General features: G+C 74.0%; 12 protein-coding genes. 7 read left to right on the top strand and 5 right to left on the bottom strand.

The features are described from left to right. Window positions 1-25: 25 nt before the first annotated feature. On the bottom strand, window positions 26-241 hold the full coding sequence (locus AB0398_RS14290) for a DUF397 domain-containing protein (RefSeq protein ID WP_366374883.1): 216 nt from the start codon (window positions 239-241) through the stop codon (window positions 26-28). Continuing rightward, window positions 234-1028 (bottom strand): helix-turn-helix transcriptional regulator, encoded by a 795-nt coding sequence (locus tag AB0398_RS14285; protein ID WP_366374881.1) that lies wholly within the window; start codon window positions 1026-1028, stop codon window positions 234-236. The genes AB0398_RS14290 and AB0398_RS14285 overlap by 8 nt, the downstream gene beginning before the upstream one ends. Before the next feature lie 199 nt (window positions 1029-1227). Between AB0398_RS14285 and AB0398_RS14280 the strand changes: the two genes are divergently transcribed. Together AB0398_RS14280 and AB0398_RS14275 are read left to right on the top strand one after the other, a co-directional pair. Next, window positions 1228-1425 (top strand): hypothetical protein, encoded by a 198-nt coding sequence (locus AB0398_RS14280; protein WP_366374879.1) that lies wholly within the window; start codon window positions 1228-1230, stop codon window positions 1423-1425. A gap of 164 nt (window positions 1426-1589) precedes the next feature. Further along, window positions 1590-1904: a hypothetical protein gene (locus AB0398_RS14275; protein ID WP_366374878.1), complete on the top strand. Its 315-nt coding sequence runs from the start codon at window positions 1590-1592 to the stop codon at window positions 1902-1904. Window positions 1905-1913: 9 nt separating this feature from the next. On the opposite strand, the gene AB0398_RS14270 is transcribed toward AB0398_RS14275, so the two are convergent. Continuing rightward, window positions 1914-3440, bottom strand: a complete 1527-nt coding sequence (locus tag AB0398_RS14270; protein ID WP_366374877.1) for a PucR family transcriptional regulator — start codon at window positions 3438-3440, stop codon at window positions 1914-1916. Between the two features lie 143 nt (window positions 3441-3583). Here AB0398_RS14270 and speB point away from each other — a divergent pair, with 143 nt between their 5' ends. The 5 genes from speB (at window position 3584) to AB0398_RS14245 (ending at window position 12360) form a co-directional block, all read left to right on the top strand. Next, a complete protein-coding gene (speB, locus tag AB0398_RS14265; protein WP_366374875.1) occupies window positions 3584-4561 on the top strand; it encodes an agmatinase in 978 nt (325 codons plus the stop codon). A gap of 106 nt (window positions 4562-4667) precedes the next feature. Continuing rightward, the gene (locus tag AB0398_RS14260; protein ID WP_366374874.1) at window positions 4668-6350 is read left to right on the top strand and encodes a thiamine pyrophosphate-binding protein; all 1683 of its coding nucleotides are present in this window, start codon (window positions 4668-4670) and stop codon (window positions 6348-6350) included. Between the two features lie 215 nt (window positions 6351-6565). Next, window positions 6566-10285: an ABC transporter ATP-binding protein gene (locus tag AB0398_RS14255; protein WP_366374872.1), complete on the top strand. Its 3720-nt coding sequence runs from the start codon at window positions 6566-6568 to the stop codon at window positions 10283-10285. An 83-nt stretch (window positions 10286-10368) separates the two neighbouring features. Beyond that, complete coding sequence (locus AB0398_RS14250; RefSeq protein WP_366374870.1) at window positions 10369-10791, top strand: hypothetical protein; 423 nt, start codon at window positions 10369-10371, stop codon at window positions 10789-10791. Window positions 10792-10890: 99 nt separating this feature from the next. Then, the gene (locus AB0398_RS14245; protein WP_366374868.1) at window positions 10891-12360 is read left to right on the top strand and encodes an aminopeptidase; all 1470 of its coding nucleotides are present in this window, start codon (window positions 10891-10893) and stop codon (window positions 12358-12360) included. A gap of 59 nt (window positions 12361-12419) precedes the next feature. On the opposite strand, the gene AB0398_RS14240 is transcribed toward AB0398_RS14245, so the two are convergent. Continuing rightward, window positions 12420-14282 carry a glycoside hydrolase family 3 protein gene (locus AB0398_RS14240; protein ID WP_366374866.1) on the bottom strand — a complete coding sequence of 621 codons (1863 nt, stop codon included), beginning with the start codon at window positions 14280-14282 and terminating at the stop codon, window positions 12420-12422. A 304-nt stretch (window positions 14283-14586) separates the two neighbouring features. Next, complete coding sequence (locus AB0398_RS14235; RefSeq protein ID WP_366374864.1) at window positions 14587-15498, bottom strand: LysR substrate-binding domain-containing protein; 912 nt, start codon at window positions 15496-15498, stop codon at window positions 14587-14589. Window positions 15499-15516: the final 18 nt, after the last annotated feature.

Below are 15516 nucleotides of genomic sequence, written 5' to 3'. Positions count from 1 at the left end.
GGAAGTGGTCACCGTTGAGGACGCCTCAGTGTCTGTCCGACTTCACGGCTGTCACGAACGATGACCAAGCGCCGGATGCGAAGACCAGTGCGGGACCGTGGGGGGTCTTGGAGTCGCGGACCGGGACGCCTGACGGGTGGCCGTCCAGGACCTCCACGCAACTGCCGCCGTCCCCACTGCTGTGTGACGACTTGCGCCAGCCGCTCAGCGCAGCTGCGTTGGGGATGGTGCGGTCAGTCATGGTGCCCGTAGTCCTTTGCCGTCGCCCTTAGGAGAGCGAGTGATTCCTTGCGGGGGAGCGCGTCGCCCAAGGCGAGAGTGTAGGTGCGCTGCAAGGTCTCGACCAGAGCGGGCGAATCGTGCAGCCTGCCCATGAGCACGCCCTCGCCGTAGGCGACCGGCGGCTGGTCGTCGAACATCATCAGCGACAACATCCCCTGGAGCAGCGGGTGATAGCCCACCCCGAAGGGGAGGACGTGTACGCGAACCCGCTCGCGCTCCGCCAAGCCGATGACATGGGCCAGTTGTTCCGCCATGATCTCCGGGCTCCCGACGTGGCGACGCAGCACCGCCTCGTCCAGGAGGACGCAGAATAACGGAGTGGCGGGGTCGGAGAGGATTTTCGCCCGCTTCAGCCGTGTGACAAGGAGCTTGTCACCTTCCTGTTCACTCCGAGGGGTGACACTCGGCCGCAGAACAGCACGGGCGTACCTCTCGGTCTGGAGGATGCCGGGCACAAGGGACAGTGCGAACTCCTGGATTACCGTCGCCTGTTGTTCGAGCTCCAGCGCCGTCTCGAAGTAGTCCGCGACCGCCACGTCCTGCTGCGGCAGGAAGCTCTGTAGGACGTTGCCCGTGCCCAGCGCCCTGTCCAGCCGCCGCGCGTCCTCCTGGGACGGGATCCGGCGGCCCGCCTCGATGTGGGCGATGTGCGAACGGGTCATGATCGCGATGTCGGCCAACTGCTGCTGGGTGAGGCCGGCGATCCCGCGCTGCGCCTTCAGCCACTCCCCGTAGACGTTGCTCATCCTCGACTCCTTTGTGACAAAGGCTCTGTCACCTCGAACCCCCTGTTCAGGGTAGCCGCGGCGGTATCACGCTGTGAGGGAATCGCTACAGAGCGAGATCTCGTCGGGCCGGCAGGCCTGGCGCAGCCGAGTACGCGAGACCCCCGCGACCGATGTGGCGGTCCGGGGGCGTGGCCCTCAACCCACAGGAGTCGAAGACGTGTTGCACTCTATCGCCCGGATGCTCACCCCGCTGCTGCGGCTCCTGTGGCCTCCACCGCCCGAACACCGGCATCCGCCGTGCGCCTGCGCCGTCGCCGTACGCGACGTGCCCGCCCTCGTACGAGACGTTCCCGCCCTCGTCCTCGTGCGGGACGTGCCCGAGCCCGACCCCGTTCCCCTCCGCGTTCCGGAGTAGTACTTCCGGGGAGAGGACACCCCGCTCATCCGGCCCTACCTCCTCGCCCACGAGAGCCGCCAGGCCGGGGCCCGTCTCCGGCGGAGCCGTCCCCGTGCGCTCTGGATCGCCGTGCACGGCGTCGACATCGACCCCCGCGTCGTCCACGGACAGGAGGTGACGGTGTGACGCGGCACTCCACGGAAGGCGCCCGGCTGCTCCCCTGGGCCGGGCCCGAGGGCAAGCCCTGCTACCTCGTCGGCGACGGTGAGGGGTACGTGTCCCGCGTCGCCGACGACATCGAGAGCGTGCAGCTCGGCATGGCCGCCGATCTCCTCGGGCACGTCGACGACCTGTTGGGCGACCGTTCGGCGACCCCCGAGCAGCTCCGTTACGTCGTCGCCCGCCTGGCGGAGTCCCTGCGCGAGGTGCACCGGGTCGCGCGCAGCCGAGGTGCGCGGCTCGCGGCGGCGGCCGTCCGGGCCGGGCACCCCGAGTAGCGCCGGCCGTCAGGAGAGCGCGAACCACAGCTCCATCCGTACGTCCGGGTCGTCCAGGTCCCGTTCGAGGAGCGTCGCGCAGCGGGTGACGCGCTGGCGGACGGTGTTGCGGTGGACGTCCAGGGCCACCGCCGTCCGGTCCCAGCTGCCGTGCAGGGAGAGCCAGGCGCGCAGGGTCTCCCTCAGCGGTTCGTTCAGGGGGGCCAGGAGGGTCCGGGCGTGGGCGGCGGCCTCGTCCGGGTCCACGAGGGACGCGAGGCCGCCCGGGCGGTGGCGCACGAGCGCCGACCGGGTGGCCTCCGCCCGGCGCAGCGCCCGCGCCGCCTGCCGGTCGGCGGCGGGGAGGTCCGCCGCCGCGGCCGGGGCGGAGACGCCGAGAAACCAGCCCGGTCGAGCGGTGACGGCGAAAGACGCGGGCAGAAGGAGTCGTACGGAGGCGGGGGCCGCCCCGGAGACACGGGCCGCTCCTGCCTCCCCAAGGGCCTCCGCCCCGGTGCCGGAGGCCACCAGCGCCGTCCCCAGCGCCGCCGCCAGGTCCGCCGTCGCGAACGGGGTGCCGTCGCCGCCCCGCGCGTGGACCACCGTCCACGGGCCCGGGTCCAGGGCGGACGCCGCCTCCGCCGGGGAGGCGCCCAGGAGCAGCCGGACCAGGGCCCCGTCCCGGGCCGCCGCGTCCGCGCCCCGGTGCGGGGCCGTCAGGAGCGAGAGCAGGACCACCGCGACGCCCGTGATCGTGTGGTCGCCGGGGTCCCGCCGGTCCGTCGCCACCCCCAGGGTCAGACCGTCGCCGCCGCCCAGGGCGTACGCGGCGAGGCGCAGGCCTCCGCTCTCGCCGCTCGCGGAGGCCGGGCCACCGGGGCGCGGGCCTCCGCCTTCTCCGCCCGCCGACGCCGGGCCGCCGGGGCGCGGGCCCAGCACCCCCGCCAGTTCCCGCAGCGCCCGGGACGCCTCCGCCGGGACCTCCCGGCCGGCCGCCGCCGACTCCGTGCCGTCCGGGGCGAGGAGGACCGCCCGGCCGCCGAGCCGGGCGGCGAGCGCGCCGAGGACCGCCGGGACCGGGGCCGGGCGCGCCGCAGCCGTCGCCAGGGACCGCTGGGCCTCCGTCACCCGGCGCAGCTCGTGCAGCCGCGCCTCCGCCATCAGCCGCCACACCGCCCGCGCCACCGCCGTGAACGGGGTCCTCGGCGGCACCTCCAGGAGCGGGAGGCCCCGGCGCGCGCAGGCCTCGACCAGCTCCGCCGGGACCGTGTCGTACACCGGCGTCACCCCGAACGCGAGCGCCGCCGCCCCCGCCTCCACCACCCGCTCCACGTACCGCGCCGGATCGGCGAGCTGCACGCCCGCCGTCATCAGGAGCTCGCCGCCGAGCAGGTACGGGTACGGGTCGGCCATCTCCGAGGTGTGCACCCAGTGCAGCGGTACGTTCCCGGGTCCGGCGAGCAGCCGCAGGCCCAGGTCCCGGCGGGCGAGCAGCGCGGCCAGCGAGACCGGCGGGGCCGGGGGAGTGGAGGCGGGGGGCGCGGGGCTCGTCGTCATGGACCCTTCGTACATCATCGGCTCGTAGAGTGGAGGGAACGTACACTTCTGCGCCGCTTTCCCGGCGTCTACCGTCGTGCCGGAGAACCGCGCCGGAGAACCGAGCCGGACCGCACCCCCCTCGCCCCCCGGAGGACCCGACCATGAGCAGCAGCGACCAGAACGCCTTCCGCGGCCCGATCGACTCGTCCCGCGTCCCGCGGTACGCCGGTCCCGCGACGTTCGCCCGGCTGCCGCGGCTCGACGAGGTCGGCACCGCCGACGTCGCCGTGGTCGGCGTCCCCTTCGACAGCGGCGTCTCCTACCGCCCCGGCGCCCGCTTCGGCGGCAACGCCATCCGCGAGGCCTCCCGCCTGCTCCGTCCGTACAACCCGGCGCAGGACGCCTCCCCGTTCGCCCTCGCGCAGGTCGCGGACGCCGGTGACATCGCCGCCAACCCGTTCAACATCAACGAGGCCGTCGAGACCGTCGAGGCCGCCGCCGACGACCTCCTCGGCACCGGCGCCCGCATGATGACCCTCGGCGGCGACCACACCATCGCGCTGCCGCTGCTCCGCTCGGTCGCCAAGAAGCACGGCCCGGTCGCCCTGCTCCACTTCGACGCGCACCTCGACACCTGGGACACCTACTTCGGCGCCGAGTACACCCACGGCACCCCGTTCCGCCGGGCCGTCGAGGAGGGCATCCTCGACACCGAGGCGCTGTCGCACGTCGGCACGCGCGGCCCGCTGTACGGCAAGCAGGACCTGACCGACGACGAGAAGATGGGCTTCGGCATCGTCACCTCCGCCGACGTCTACCGGCGCGGCGCCGACGAGGTCGCCGACCAGCTCCGCCAGCGCATCGGGAACCGCCCGCTGTACATCTCCATCGACATCGACTGCCTCGACCCGGCCCACGCGCCCGGCACCGGCACCCCCGAGGCGGGCGGCATGACCTCCCGCGAGCTCCTGGAGATCCTGCGCGGCCTGTCCTCCTGCAACCTGGTCTCCGCCGACGTCGTCGAGGTCGCCCCGGCCTACGACCACGCCGAGATCACCGCCGTCGCCGCCTCCCACACGGCGTACGAGCTGACGACGATCATGTCCCGCCAGATCGCGGCGGGCCGCGCGGCGAAGTAGCCGCCGGAGCGGGGACCTCCCGCCCCGCGCGACACTGGTGACCGTCGGGCGCGGCCGCTCCCGGCCGCGCCCCGACCGACTCCGCCACCGCCCCGAGGGACCCGCCATGACCCACGACCACGACCTGGTCCTGCGCCCCACGCCCGCCCAGATCGAGGCGGCCCTGAACCCGCCGCCGGGGCGGACCGGCGGGGACCTCGTCGTCGAGACCCTCTCCGGGCTCGGCGCGACCACCGTCTTCGGGATCCCGGGGCAGCACGCGCTCGGCATGTTCGACGCGCTGCGCCGCTCGCCGCTGCGGTACGTGGGCCTGCGCGTCGAGAACAACGCGGGCTTCGCCGCCGACGCGTACGGCCGGATCACCGGCGAGGCGGCCCCGCTGCTGCTCTCCACCGGGCCCGGCGCGCTCCTGTCGCTCGCCGCGCTCCAGGAGGCGGCCGCCGCCTCGGCCCCGGTCGTCGCGATCGGCAGCCAGGTCCCGGCGGCCGGGCTCGGCGGCGGCCGGCACGGCTACCTGCACGAGCTGCGCGACCAGCAGGCCTCCTTCCGGGACGTCGTGAAGTCCGTCCACACGGCCCGCACGCCGTCCCAGATCCCCTCCGCGATCGCCGCCGCCTGGGAGTCGGCGCTGACCGCCCCGCACGGGCCCGTCTGGGTGGAGATCCCGCAGGACGTGCTCACGGCGGAGACGACGCTGCCGGTGGTCACCGCGATGGACGCGACCCCCGAGGAGGTCGTGCCGCGCCCCGAGCTGACGGCGGTGGCGGCCCATCTGCTCGCGCACGCCGAGCGGCCCGTGATCGTCGCGGGCGGCGGGGTCGTCCGCTCCGACGCGTCCGGGAAGCTGCGGGCCCTGGCCGAGCGGATCGACGCGCCCGTGGTCACCACCTTCGGCGGCAAGGGCGCCTTCCCCTGGAAGCACCCGCTGTCCCTCCAGTCCTGGCTGGAGGACCGGCACACCACCGACTTCCTGGAGGACGCCGACGTCCTCCTCGTCGTCGGCTCCGGGCTCGGCGAGCTGTCCTCGAACTACCACACCTTCGCCCCGCGCGGCCGGGTGATCCAGATCGAGGCGGACGCGGGGAAGCTGGAGTCCAACCACCCGGCGCTCGGCATCCACGCCGACGCGCGGCTCGCGCTCCAGGCGATCCTGGAGACGGTCGGGGAGCGCACCGACCCGACCGCCCCCGAGCGGGTCGCGGCCGTCCTCGGCCGGGTCCGGGACCGGATCGCCGCCCAGGACCTCGACACGGAGCAGCGGGTCGTCGCCGCCGTGCGCGAGGCGCTCCCGGCCCGGGCCCCGAGCTTCTGGGACATGACGATCCTCGCGTACTGGGCCTGGTCGGCCTTCGACGCCCGGCACCCGAACACCATGCACTCCGCGCAGGGCGCCGGCGGCCTCGGCTACGCCTTCCCCGCCGCCCTCGGCGCGGCCGTCGCGGACCCCTCCCAGCCGGTCCTGGCGGTCTCCGGCGACGGCGGCGCGATGTACTCGCTCGCGGAGCTGGCCACGGCGAAGCAGTACGGCCTCGACGTGACGTGGCTGATCGTGGACGACGGGGGCTACGGCATCCTGCGCGAGTACATGACCGACGCGTACGGCGAGGCCACCGGCACCGAGCTGACCCGCCCGGACTTCGTCGCCCTCGCCGAGTCCTTCGGCGTCCCCGGCGTCCTCACCACCCCCGACACCCTGGCGGCCGACCTCGCGAAGTCCCTCGCGACCCCGGGCCCCTCGGTGGTCGTCCTCCCGGCCCTGCTGCGGATGTTCGAGCCGACGCACCTGTGAGGCGCCCCGGTGCCCCTTCCGGCCCGGTGCGCCTCACGGGAGCGGCGGCTCCGGGCTTCCCCACCCGCGCCGCCGCGACCCGTTCGCCCGGACGGCCCGGGACCAGGGACCGAGTCCCCCTCCGTCCGCGGTCCGATCTTTGTTGCGGCGGGATGAAATCCCACGTCGGCCGCGTTGGGCCTTCCGGTAGGGCAGGACGGAACGGGAGGCCACACGTGGCGGCGGTCGGGGAGAAACAGCAGGGCTGGGCGCGCAGGCTCGCCGGGTACGCCTGGCGGTACCGGGCGAACACGCTCCTGGCGCTCGGGTCGTCCCTCGTCGGCATGGGCGTCCTCGCCCTCGTGCCGCTCTTCACCAAGGTGATCATCGACGACGTCATCGGGACGAAGACCCGGGACCTCGCCACCTGGACCGGGCTCCTGATCGGGGCCGCCGTCCTCGTCTACGCCCTCACCTACGTGCGCCGCTACTACGGCGGGCGCCTGGCGCTCGACGTGCAGCACGACCTGCGCACCGACATGTACGGCACGATCACCCGGCTCGACGGGCGGCGGCAGGACGAGCTGTCCACCGGGCAGGTCGTCGGGCGGGCCACCACCGACCTCCAGCTCATCCAGAGCCTGCTCTTCATGCTCCCGATGACCGTCGGGAACGTCCTGCTCTTCCTGATCTCGCTGGGCGTCATGGCCTGGCTCTCCCCGCCGCTCACCCTCGTCGCCCTCGCCGTCGCCCCCGCCCTCTGGTACATCGCCCGGCGCAGCCGCACCCGCCTCCACCCCGCCACCTGGCACGCCCAGCAGCAGGCCGCCCTGGTCGCCGGGGTCGTCGACGGGGCCGTGTCCGGCGTCCGGGTCGTCAAGGGCTTCGGGCAGGAGGACCAGGAGACCGGCAAGATCCGCGAGGCCGGGCGGAGGCTCTTCGCCGGCCGGCTGCGGACGGTCCGGCTGAACTCCAGGTACACCCCCGCCCTCCAGGCCGTGCCCGCCCTCGGCCAGGTCGCCGTCCTCGCCCTCGGCGGCTGGCTCGCCTACAAGGGCCAGATCACCCTCGGCACCTTCGTCGCCTTCTCCTCCTACCTGGCCTCCCTCGTCGGCCCGGTCCGCATGCTCGCCATGGTCCTCACCGTCGGCCAGCAGGCCCGCGCCGGCGTCGAGCGCGTCCTCGACCTGATCGACACCGAGCCGGTGGTGCGGGACGGCACCAAGGAGCTGCCGGCCGACGCCCCCGCCACCGTCGAGTTCGACGACGTCACCTTCGCCTACGAGGACGGGCGGCCCGTGCTCGACGGGTTCTCCCTGGAGATCCGGCCCGGCGAGACCGTCGCCGTCGTCGGCGCCTCCGGCTCCGGCAAGTCGACCGTCTCGCTCCTGCTGCCCCGCTTCTACGACGTCTCCCGGGGCGCCGTCCTCGTCGGCGGCCACGACGTCCGCGAGCTCACCCTCGACTCGCTGCGCGCCGCCGTCGGCCTGGTCCCCGAGGACTCCTTCCTCTTCTCCGACACGGTCCGCGCCAACATCGCGTACGGCGCCCCCGACGCCACCGACGAGCAGATCGAGGCCGCCGCCCGCGCCGCCCAGGCCGACCGGTTCATCGACGAGCTGCCCCAGGGGTACGCCACCAAGGTCGGCGAGCACGGCCTGACCCTCTCCGGCGGCCAGCGCCAGCGCGTCGCGCTCGCCCGCGCGATCCTCGCCGACCCCCGGCTGCTGCTCCTCGACGACGCCACCTCCGCCGTGGACGCCCGGGTCGAGCACGAGATCCACGAGGCCCTGAAGTCGGTGATGGCGGGCCGTACGACCCTGCTCATCGCCCACCGCCGCTCCACCCTCAACCTCGCCGACCGCATCGCCGTCCTCGACGGCGGGCGCCTCGCCGACATCGGCACCCAGGCCGAGCTGGAGGAGCGCTCCCCGCTCTTCCGCCGCCTGCTCACCGACCCCGAGGAGCTGGGCGCCGTCTCGCCCGGCCACGTCACCCCGCCGGCCCCGGCCGAGGACCGCGCGCTGCGGGACGAGCTGGACGCCGAGTTCGACGCCGAGCGGGGCATCACCCCCACCCTGTGGGTACGGGACGGGGCCGCCGGCCGGGAGAGCGCCGTGCCCGGGGCCACTCCCGAGCTGCTCGCCGCCGTCGCGGCCCTGCCGCCCGCCACCGACGTCCCGGACGTCGACGAGGCGCGGGCCGTGGCCCCCGAGGACGCCTACGGCCTGCGCCGGCTGCTCCGGGGCTTCGGGATCCCCCTGCTCATCAGCCTCGGCCTGGTCGCCCTCGACGCCGGCACCGGCCTGCTGCTGCCCGTCCTGATCCGGCACGGCATCGACGAGGGCGTGAACCGGCTCGCGATCGGCGCCGTCTGGGCGGCCTCCGCGCTCGCCCTGGTCACCGTGCTCGTCCAGTGGGTCGCGCAGACCGCCGAGACCCGGATGACCGGCCGCACCGGCGAGCGGGTCCTCTACGCCCTGCGCCTGAAGATCTTCGCCCAGCTCCAGCGGCTCGGCCTGGACTACTACGAGCGCGAGCTGACCGGCCGGATCATGACCCGGATGACCACGGACGTGGACGCCCTGTCCACCTTCCTCCAGACGGGCCTGGTCACCGCCTTCGTCTCCGTCGTGACCTTCTTCGGGATCATGGTCGCGCTGCTCGTGCTCGACCTCCAGCTCGCCCTGGTGGTCTTCGCGACCCTGCCGGTCCTCGCCGTGGCCACGTACTTCTTCCGGCGCTCCAGCGTGAAGGCGTACGAGCTGGCGCGCGAGCGGATCAGCGTCGTCAACGCCGACCTCCAGGAGTCGGTGGCCGGGCTGCGGATCGTGCAGGCCTTCCGCCGCGAGCGCTCCGGCGCCGAGCGGTTCGCGGAGCGCAGCGACTCCTACCGCGAGGCCCGCGTCCGGGGCCAGTGGCTGATCTCGATCTACTTCCCGTTCGTCACCCTGCTGTCCTCGGCCGCCGCCGCGGCCGTCCTGGTCGTCGGCGCGAACCGCATCGAGGCCGGCACGCTCACCACCGGCGCCCTCGTCGCCTACCTCCTCTACATCGACCTGTTCTTCGCGCCCGTGCAGCAGCTCTCGCAGGTCTTCGACGGCTACCAGCAGGCCGCCGTCTCCCTGAAGCGGATGCAGGAACTGCTCCAGGAGCCGACGTCGACGGCCGCCGCCGACGCGCCCCTGGACGTGCTCTCGCTGCGCGGCGAGATCGCCTTCGAGGACGTCTCCTTCGCGTACGGGGACGAGGAAGAGGCGCTGACCGGGGTCGACCTGCGGATCCCCGCCGGGCAGACCGTCGCCTTCGTCGGCGAGACCGGCGCCGGGAAGTCCACCCTGGTCAAGCTGGTCGCGCGGTTCTACGACCCCACGGCCGGCCGGGTCACCGCCGACGGCACCGACCTGCGGGACCTCGACCTCACCGCGTACCGGCACCGGCTCGGGGTCGTCCCCCAGGAGGCGTACCTCTTCGCCGGGACGGTCCGCGACGCCATCGCCTACGGGCGGCCGGAGGCGACCGACGCCGAGGTGGAGGCGGCGGCCCGCGCGGTCGGCGCCCACGAGATGATCGCCACGCTCGACGGCGGCTACCTCCACGAGGTGGCCGAGCGCGGCCGGAACCTCTCCGCCGGGCAGCGCCAGCTCGTCGCCCTGGCCCGCGCCGAACTCGTCGACCCGGACGTCCTGCTCCTGGACGAGGCGACGGCGGCCCTGGACCTGGCGACCGAGGCCCAGGTCAACCAGGCCACCGACCGCGTCGCGGGCCGCCGCACCACCCTCGTCGTCGCCCACCGCCTGACCACGGCCGCCCGCGCCGACCGGGTGGTCGTCATGGACCACGGCCGGGTCGCGGAGGACGGCACCCACGACGAACTCCTCGCCCTGGGCGGCCGGTACGCGAAGCTCTGGAGCACCTTCGTCGGGGAGGCGGAGCCGGCGCGGATCGAGGCCTGAGGCGTACCGCAGGCAACCGTTCGAGGGGTCGGTGCGTCGTAGTCCCGTACACCAGTGCGGAGCTACGCCCGGGAGGGGAACGCATGGCCACGGACGACACGCCGGCCGCACGGCGCGGGCGGCGGACGCCCGCCCGTGTCCTCGTACCGCTGCTCACCGCCCTCGCGCTGCTCCTGCTGCCCTTCCCCGCCGGCCCCGGGGCCGGCACCGCCGACGCCGTCTCCGCGTGTCAGGGGCGGCCCACCCGGACGATCGCCTTCCCCACCGGGGAGCTGCGCCTCTACCGGACCCGGCAGTACGTCTGCGCCCTCACCGTCGCCAGGGCCTCGGGGCCCCGCCGGCCCATGTCCGTCTCGATCCAGCCGCGCGGCGGCCGGCCCGCCGTCAGGTCCGGTCGGTTCGACCGGCAGACCGGGACCCTCACCGTGCACGCCCTCAACCGCTGCGTCCGGGCGGCGGGTTCGGTGGCCGGCCGGGGGACCTCCACGGGGTGGATCCTGTGCTGAAGCACAGGAAAGTTCACGAGTAAGGACCAACTGGGTCTGGCGGTCCACACGTTGCCCCCGCTAGGTTCGCGACACCGTTGTGAATCATGGGGAGGGTGCATGCGCACGTCGCTCAGGCTGCTGCTGTCGCTCTCGGTGCTGATAGGCACCGTGGGCTCCACCGGCGTGGCCACCGCCGCGGACACGGACACCGACACCGCGTCCGTCGCCGACTCGCGGGGCGGGGCCGCCGACCAGGCCGCCGCCAAGGACATCAAGGACCGCATCCTGGCGATCCCGGGAATGACCCTGATCGAGGAGAAGCCGTACGCCGGCTACCGCTTCTTCGTCCTGAACTACGAACAGCCGATCGACCACGCGCGCCCGTGGAAGGGCACGTTCCAGCAGCGGATCTCGGTCCTCCACAAGGATACCGACCGCCCCACCGTCTTCCGCACCAGCGGATACAACCTGAGCACCACGCCGAGCCGGGCCGAGCCGACCCGGATCGTCGACGGCAACCAGATCTCCATGGAGTACCGCTTCTTCACCCCGTCCCGGCCCCAGCCGGCCGACTGGTCGAAGCTGAACATCTGGCAGGCCGCCAGCGACCAGCACCGGATCTTCACCGCCCTGAAGAAGATCTACGGCAAGAAGTGGCTCTCCACCGGCGCCTCCAAGGGCGGCATGACCGCCACCTACTACGAGCGCTTCTACCCGCGCGACATGGACGGCGTCGTCGCCTACGTCGCGCCGAACGACGTGGTCAACGACGAGGACTCGGCCTACGACCGCTTCTTCGCGACCGTCGGCACCAAGGAGTGCCGCGACCGCCTGAACGACCTCCAGCGCGAGGCGCTCGTCCGGCGCGCGCCGCTCCAGGCCAAGTACAAGGCGTGGGCCGAGGCGCAGGGCGCCACCTTCAACACCGTCGGCACGCTCGACAAGGCCTACGAGGCCGTCGTCCTCGACTTCGTGTGGGGCTTCTGGCAGTACTACGGCCAGGACGTCTGCGACCAGATCCCGGTGGCGAAGACCGCGACCGACGACGAGGTGTACGACACGATCGACGCCTACTCCGGCTGGTCCGCCTACACCGACCAGGGCCTGGAGACGTACACGCCGTACTACTACCAGGCGGCGACCCAGCTCGGCGCGCCCTTCATCAAGCAGCCGCACCTCAAGGGCCTGAGCCGCTACGGCTACCAGCCCGCCCGCAACTTCGTGCCGCGCGAGATCCCGATGAAGTTCGACCCGCGCGCCATGAAGGACGTGGACTCCTGGGTCCGCAACAACGCCCGCCGGATGCTCTTCGTCTACGGCGGCAACGACCCGTGGGGCTCCGAGAAGTTCCGCCTGGGCAAGGGCGCGCGCGACAGCTACGTGTACGTGGCCCCGGGCGCCAACCACGGCGCGAACGTGGAGGGCCTGGTCGAGGCCGAGCGCGCGAAGGCCACCGCCCGCATCCTCGCCTGGGCCGGTGTCCCCGCCCCGGCCGAGCGGGCGGCGCAGCCGCTGGCCCGCTTCGACGCCCGTCTCGACCGGGCGGTCGACGAGGAGGCGACGCGGGAGCACGGCCTGCGGCCGTAACCTCCGGTGACGTGAGGAGGGGGCGCACCCGGCCGGGTGCGCCCCCCTTTTTTCGTCCCCTAGCGGTACGAGAGGCCGTACCCGACCGGATACAGCACCCGGGCCGGGTCGTCCGCGCTCTGCACCGACACCGGGAGCCGGCCCACCGGCCTCGCCCGCCCGGCCAGCACCCGGACGGCGGCCCGGAGTTCGACGTCGGTCCAGGAGTACGCGGCGAGCGTCGCCCGCTGGCCCGTCAGGTGCGCGACGTCGTACGGGTTGCGGATCGCGACCGTCACGACGGGCACCCCGGTCGCCGCGAGCCGCGCCACCAGGGTGCGCTGGGTGCTGGTCGCGGTGACGTTGTACGTGCCCACGACCACCACGTCCCTGCCGGCCGCCGCCGCCACCGCCTCGTCGATCCTCGCGGTGGTCGGGGCCGTCCCGGTGGAGAGCGCCGTCGCGGTGAACCCCAGCTCCCGCAGGGCGGTCGCCAGGGTCGTGGTGGGCGGCCCGGTGGTGCCGGACGGCGAGGCCGGGTCGGCGCCGACGACCAGGACCGAGCGGTGGCGCGCGGGGCGCAGCGGCAGCAGGCCGCCCTCGTTGAGGAGCAGGGTGGTGGTCGCCTCGGCGATCCGGTCGGCCTGCGCGAGGTGGGCCTTCGTGCCGACCACCCGCTCGACGCCCGTCCGGGTCACGTACGCCTGCTGGAACAGGCCCAGCTTCGCCTTCAGGCGCAGGATGCGCAGAATCGATTCGTCGAGCCGGGCCTCGGTCAGCTCGCCGGTGCGGACCGCGGTCAGGACCGCGTTCCAGGCGACGTCGAGCTTCGGCGGGTTGAGGAGCTGGTCCACCCCCGCCTTGAGCGCGAGGACCGGGACGCGCTCGTCGCCGTACTTGGTGCGCACGCCCTCCATGCCGAGCGCGTCGGTGACCACCACGCCGTCGTAGCCGAGCCGTTCGCGCAGGATGCCGGTGAGGATGGGCCGGGAGAGGGTCGCCGGGTCCTCGCTCGGGTCGAGCGCGGGAACCACGATGTGGGCGGTCATGATCGAGTCGATCCCGGCGGCGATCGCGGCGCGGAACGGCGGGGCGTCCAGCTCCTCCCACTGCTCCCGGGTGTGGGTGATGGTCGGCAGGCCGTAGTGGCTGTCCACGGCGGTGTCGCCGTGGCCCGGGAAGTGCTTGGAGGTGGCCGCGACCCCGGCCCGCTGGTAGCCCTCGACCTGGGCGGTGACGAGTCCGGCGACCGCGCGCGGGTCGGAGCCGAAGGAGCGGACGCCGATGACCGGGTTGGCCGGGTTGACGTTCACGTCGGCGACCGGGGCGTAGTTCTGCCGGACGCCCATCGCGGCGAGTTCGGCGCCCGCGATCCGCGCGGCCCGGCGGGCGTCGGCGTGCGAGCGGCCGGCGCCGAGCGCCATCGCGCCGGGCAGCAGGGTGGCGGGCTCGCCCACCCGGCAGACGATCCCGTGCTCCTGGTCGGTGGAGACGAGCACCGGGACCGGGACGGGCTGGGCGAGGGCGGCCCGCTGGATGCCGTTGGAGAGGTCGGCGATCTGCTGCGGGTCGCGGGTGTTGTGGGCCCAGGAGAAGTAGATGATCCCGCCGACGTGGTAGCGCGCGATCAGCTCGGCGGCCGTGCGGACGCCGATCTCGGCGAGGTTGGCGTCGGCGTCGGCCGGGTCCGGATCGGTCGCGGAGTGCCCGTACACCCGCATCACGAAGAGCTGGCCGACCTTCTCCTCCAGGGACATCCGGTCGACGATCCGCCGGAGCCTCCGGTCGTCGTACCGCTCGGGCGCGGCCAGGGCGGGGGTGCCCGTCCCGGTGACGGCGGCGACCGCGGCGGCGGCGGTGACCGCGAGGAGGGTGCGTCGGGAGGGTGCGGGGGAGGGGACGGGAGCGGGGGCGGAGGGGGGTGCGGGGGCGCGGTGGTGCACTGATGCTCCTTCCGGCCGTGCGGGGGTGAAGGAAACTTCCAAGGGGACACGGATAGCCGGAAAGTAACTGCCAGGTCAAGGACCCGCGCGGGAATCGCCTGGCGGCGGGCCTGAGTGGAGGGGGTGCGGGGTCGCCCGGCGGCGGGCCGTGGGGTGACCGTTCGGTGAGGGTGCTGCCCGGGGCGGGGCCGTGGGGGATCGCCTGGCGGCGGGCTTGTGGGGCGACTGCTCGGTGGGGGTTCGCGGGGTGCTGCCCGGGGCGGGTCCGTGCGGGGGCGTACGGGATCGCCCGGCGTCGGGCCCGTCAGGCCCGGGACGCTATGGACGGCCAGAGTTCCTGGAGGGTGCTCACCGTCTCGCGGATCGCCGGGCGGCGGGCCGCGCCCGTACGCCACATGGCGTGCAGGCGGCGCTTCGGCATCGGGTCCAGGCGGATCGGCGTCACCTCCGGCGGCAGCGCCCCGCGTCCCAGGCGGGGGACCAGGGCGATGCCCTGGCCGGCCGCCACGAGCGCCACCTGCGTGTGGTTCTCGCCCGCCTGATGGACGATCAGCGGCTCGTACCCGGTCGCCCGCAGCGTCCGTACCAGCCAGTCGTGGCAGACCGAGCCCGGCGGCTGAGAGATCCACCGCTCGCCCGCCAGCTCCTCCCGCCGCACCGATTCCCGCGTCGCCAGCGGATGGTCCCGGGGGACGAGGATGTCGCACAGGTCGTCGCCGACGACCGCCTGTTCGACCCCGGGCGGGGCCGGCAGCGGCGCGATGTCCCAGTCGTGCGCCACGGCCAGGTCGATCACGCCCCGGGCCACCAGGTCGACCGACAGGTGCGTGTCCACCTCCGAGAGCCGGACGTCCACGTCGGGGTGGCGCCGGGCCAGCTCCGCGAGCGCCCGGGGCATCAGACCGCGCGCCGCGCTCGGGAAGCAGCCGATCGTGAGCCGCCCGGAGGGCTTGCCGCGCCGCTCCTCCAGACGTACCTCCGCCTCCTCCATCAGGGCGAGGAGCCGGCTCGTCGTGGCGGCGAGCTGGTGGGCCTCGTCGGTGAGCCGGATGCCCCGGCCCTGCCGTTCGAGCAGGGTGGTGCCGGTCTCCCGCTCCAGCTTGGTGATCTGCTGGGAGATCGCGGACGGGGTGTACCCCAGGGCCTCGGCCGCGGCGCCCACCGTCTTGTGGACGGAGACGGCGTGCAGGGCCCGCAGACGGCCGATGTCCAGCACGGTGACCACCTCGGAGGG

This window comes from Streptomyces sp. NPDC086147 (genome assembly GCF_040702165.1).
Taxonomy (GTDB): Bacteria; Actinomycetota; Actinomycetes; order Streptomycetales; family Streptomycetaceae; genus Streptomyces.
This window is presented reverse-complemented; position numbering and strand designations above follow the sequence as displayed.

Bases quoted from the DNA above. Each gene is read 5' to 3' on its own strand.
- AB0398_RS14290 (WP_366374883.1), bottom strand. From the start codon at position 241: ATGACTGACCGCACCATCCCCAACGCAGCTGCGCTGAGCGGCTGGCGC.
- AB0398_RS14285 (WP_366374881.1), bottom strand. From the start codon at position 1,028: ATGAGCAACGTCTACGGGGAGTGGCTGAAGGCGCAGCGCGGGATCGCC.
- AB0398_RS14270 (WP_366374877.1), bottom strand. From the start codon at position 3,440: ATGACGACGAGCCCCGCGCCCCCCGCCTCCACTCCCCCGGCCCCGCCG.
- speB (WP_366374875.1), top strand. From the start codon at position 3,584: ATGAGCAGCAGCGACCAGAACGCCTTCCGCGGCCCGATCGACTCGTCC.
- AB0398_RS14260 (WP_366374874.1), top strand. From the start codon at position 4,668: ATGACCCACGACCACGACCTGGTCCTGCGCCCCACGCCCGCCCAGATC.
- AB0398_RS14250 (WP_366374870.1), top strand. From the start codon at position 10,369: ATGGCCACGGACGACACGCCGGCCGCACGGCGCGGGCGGCGGACGCCC.
- AB0398_RS14245 (WP_366374868.1), top strand. From the start codon at position 10,891: ATGCGCACGTCGCTCAGGCTGCTGCTGTCGCTCTCGGTGCTGATAGGC.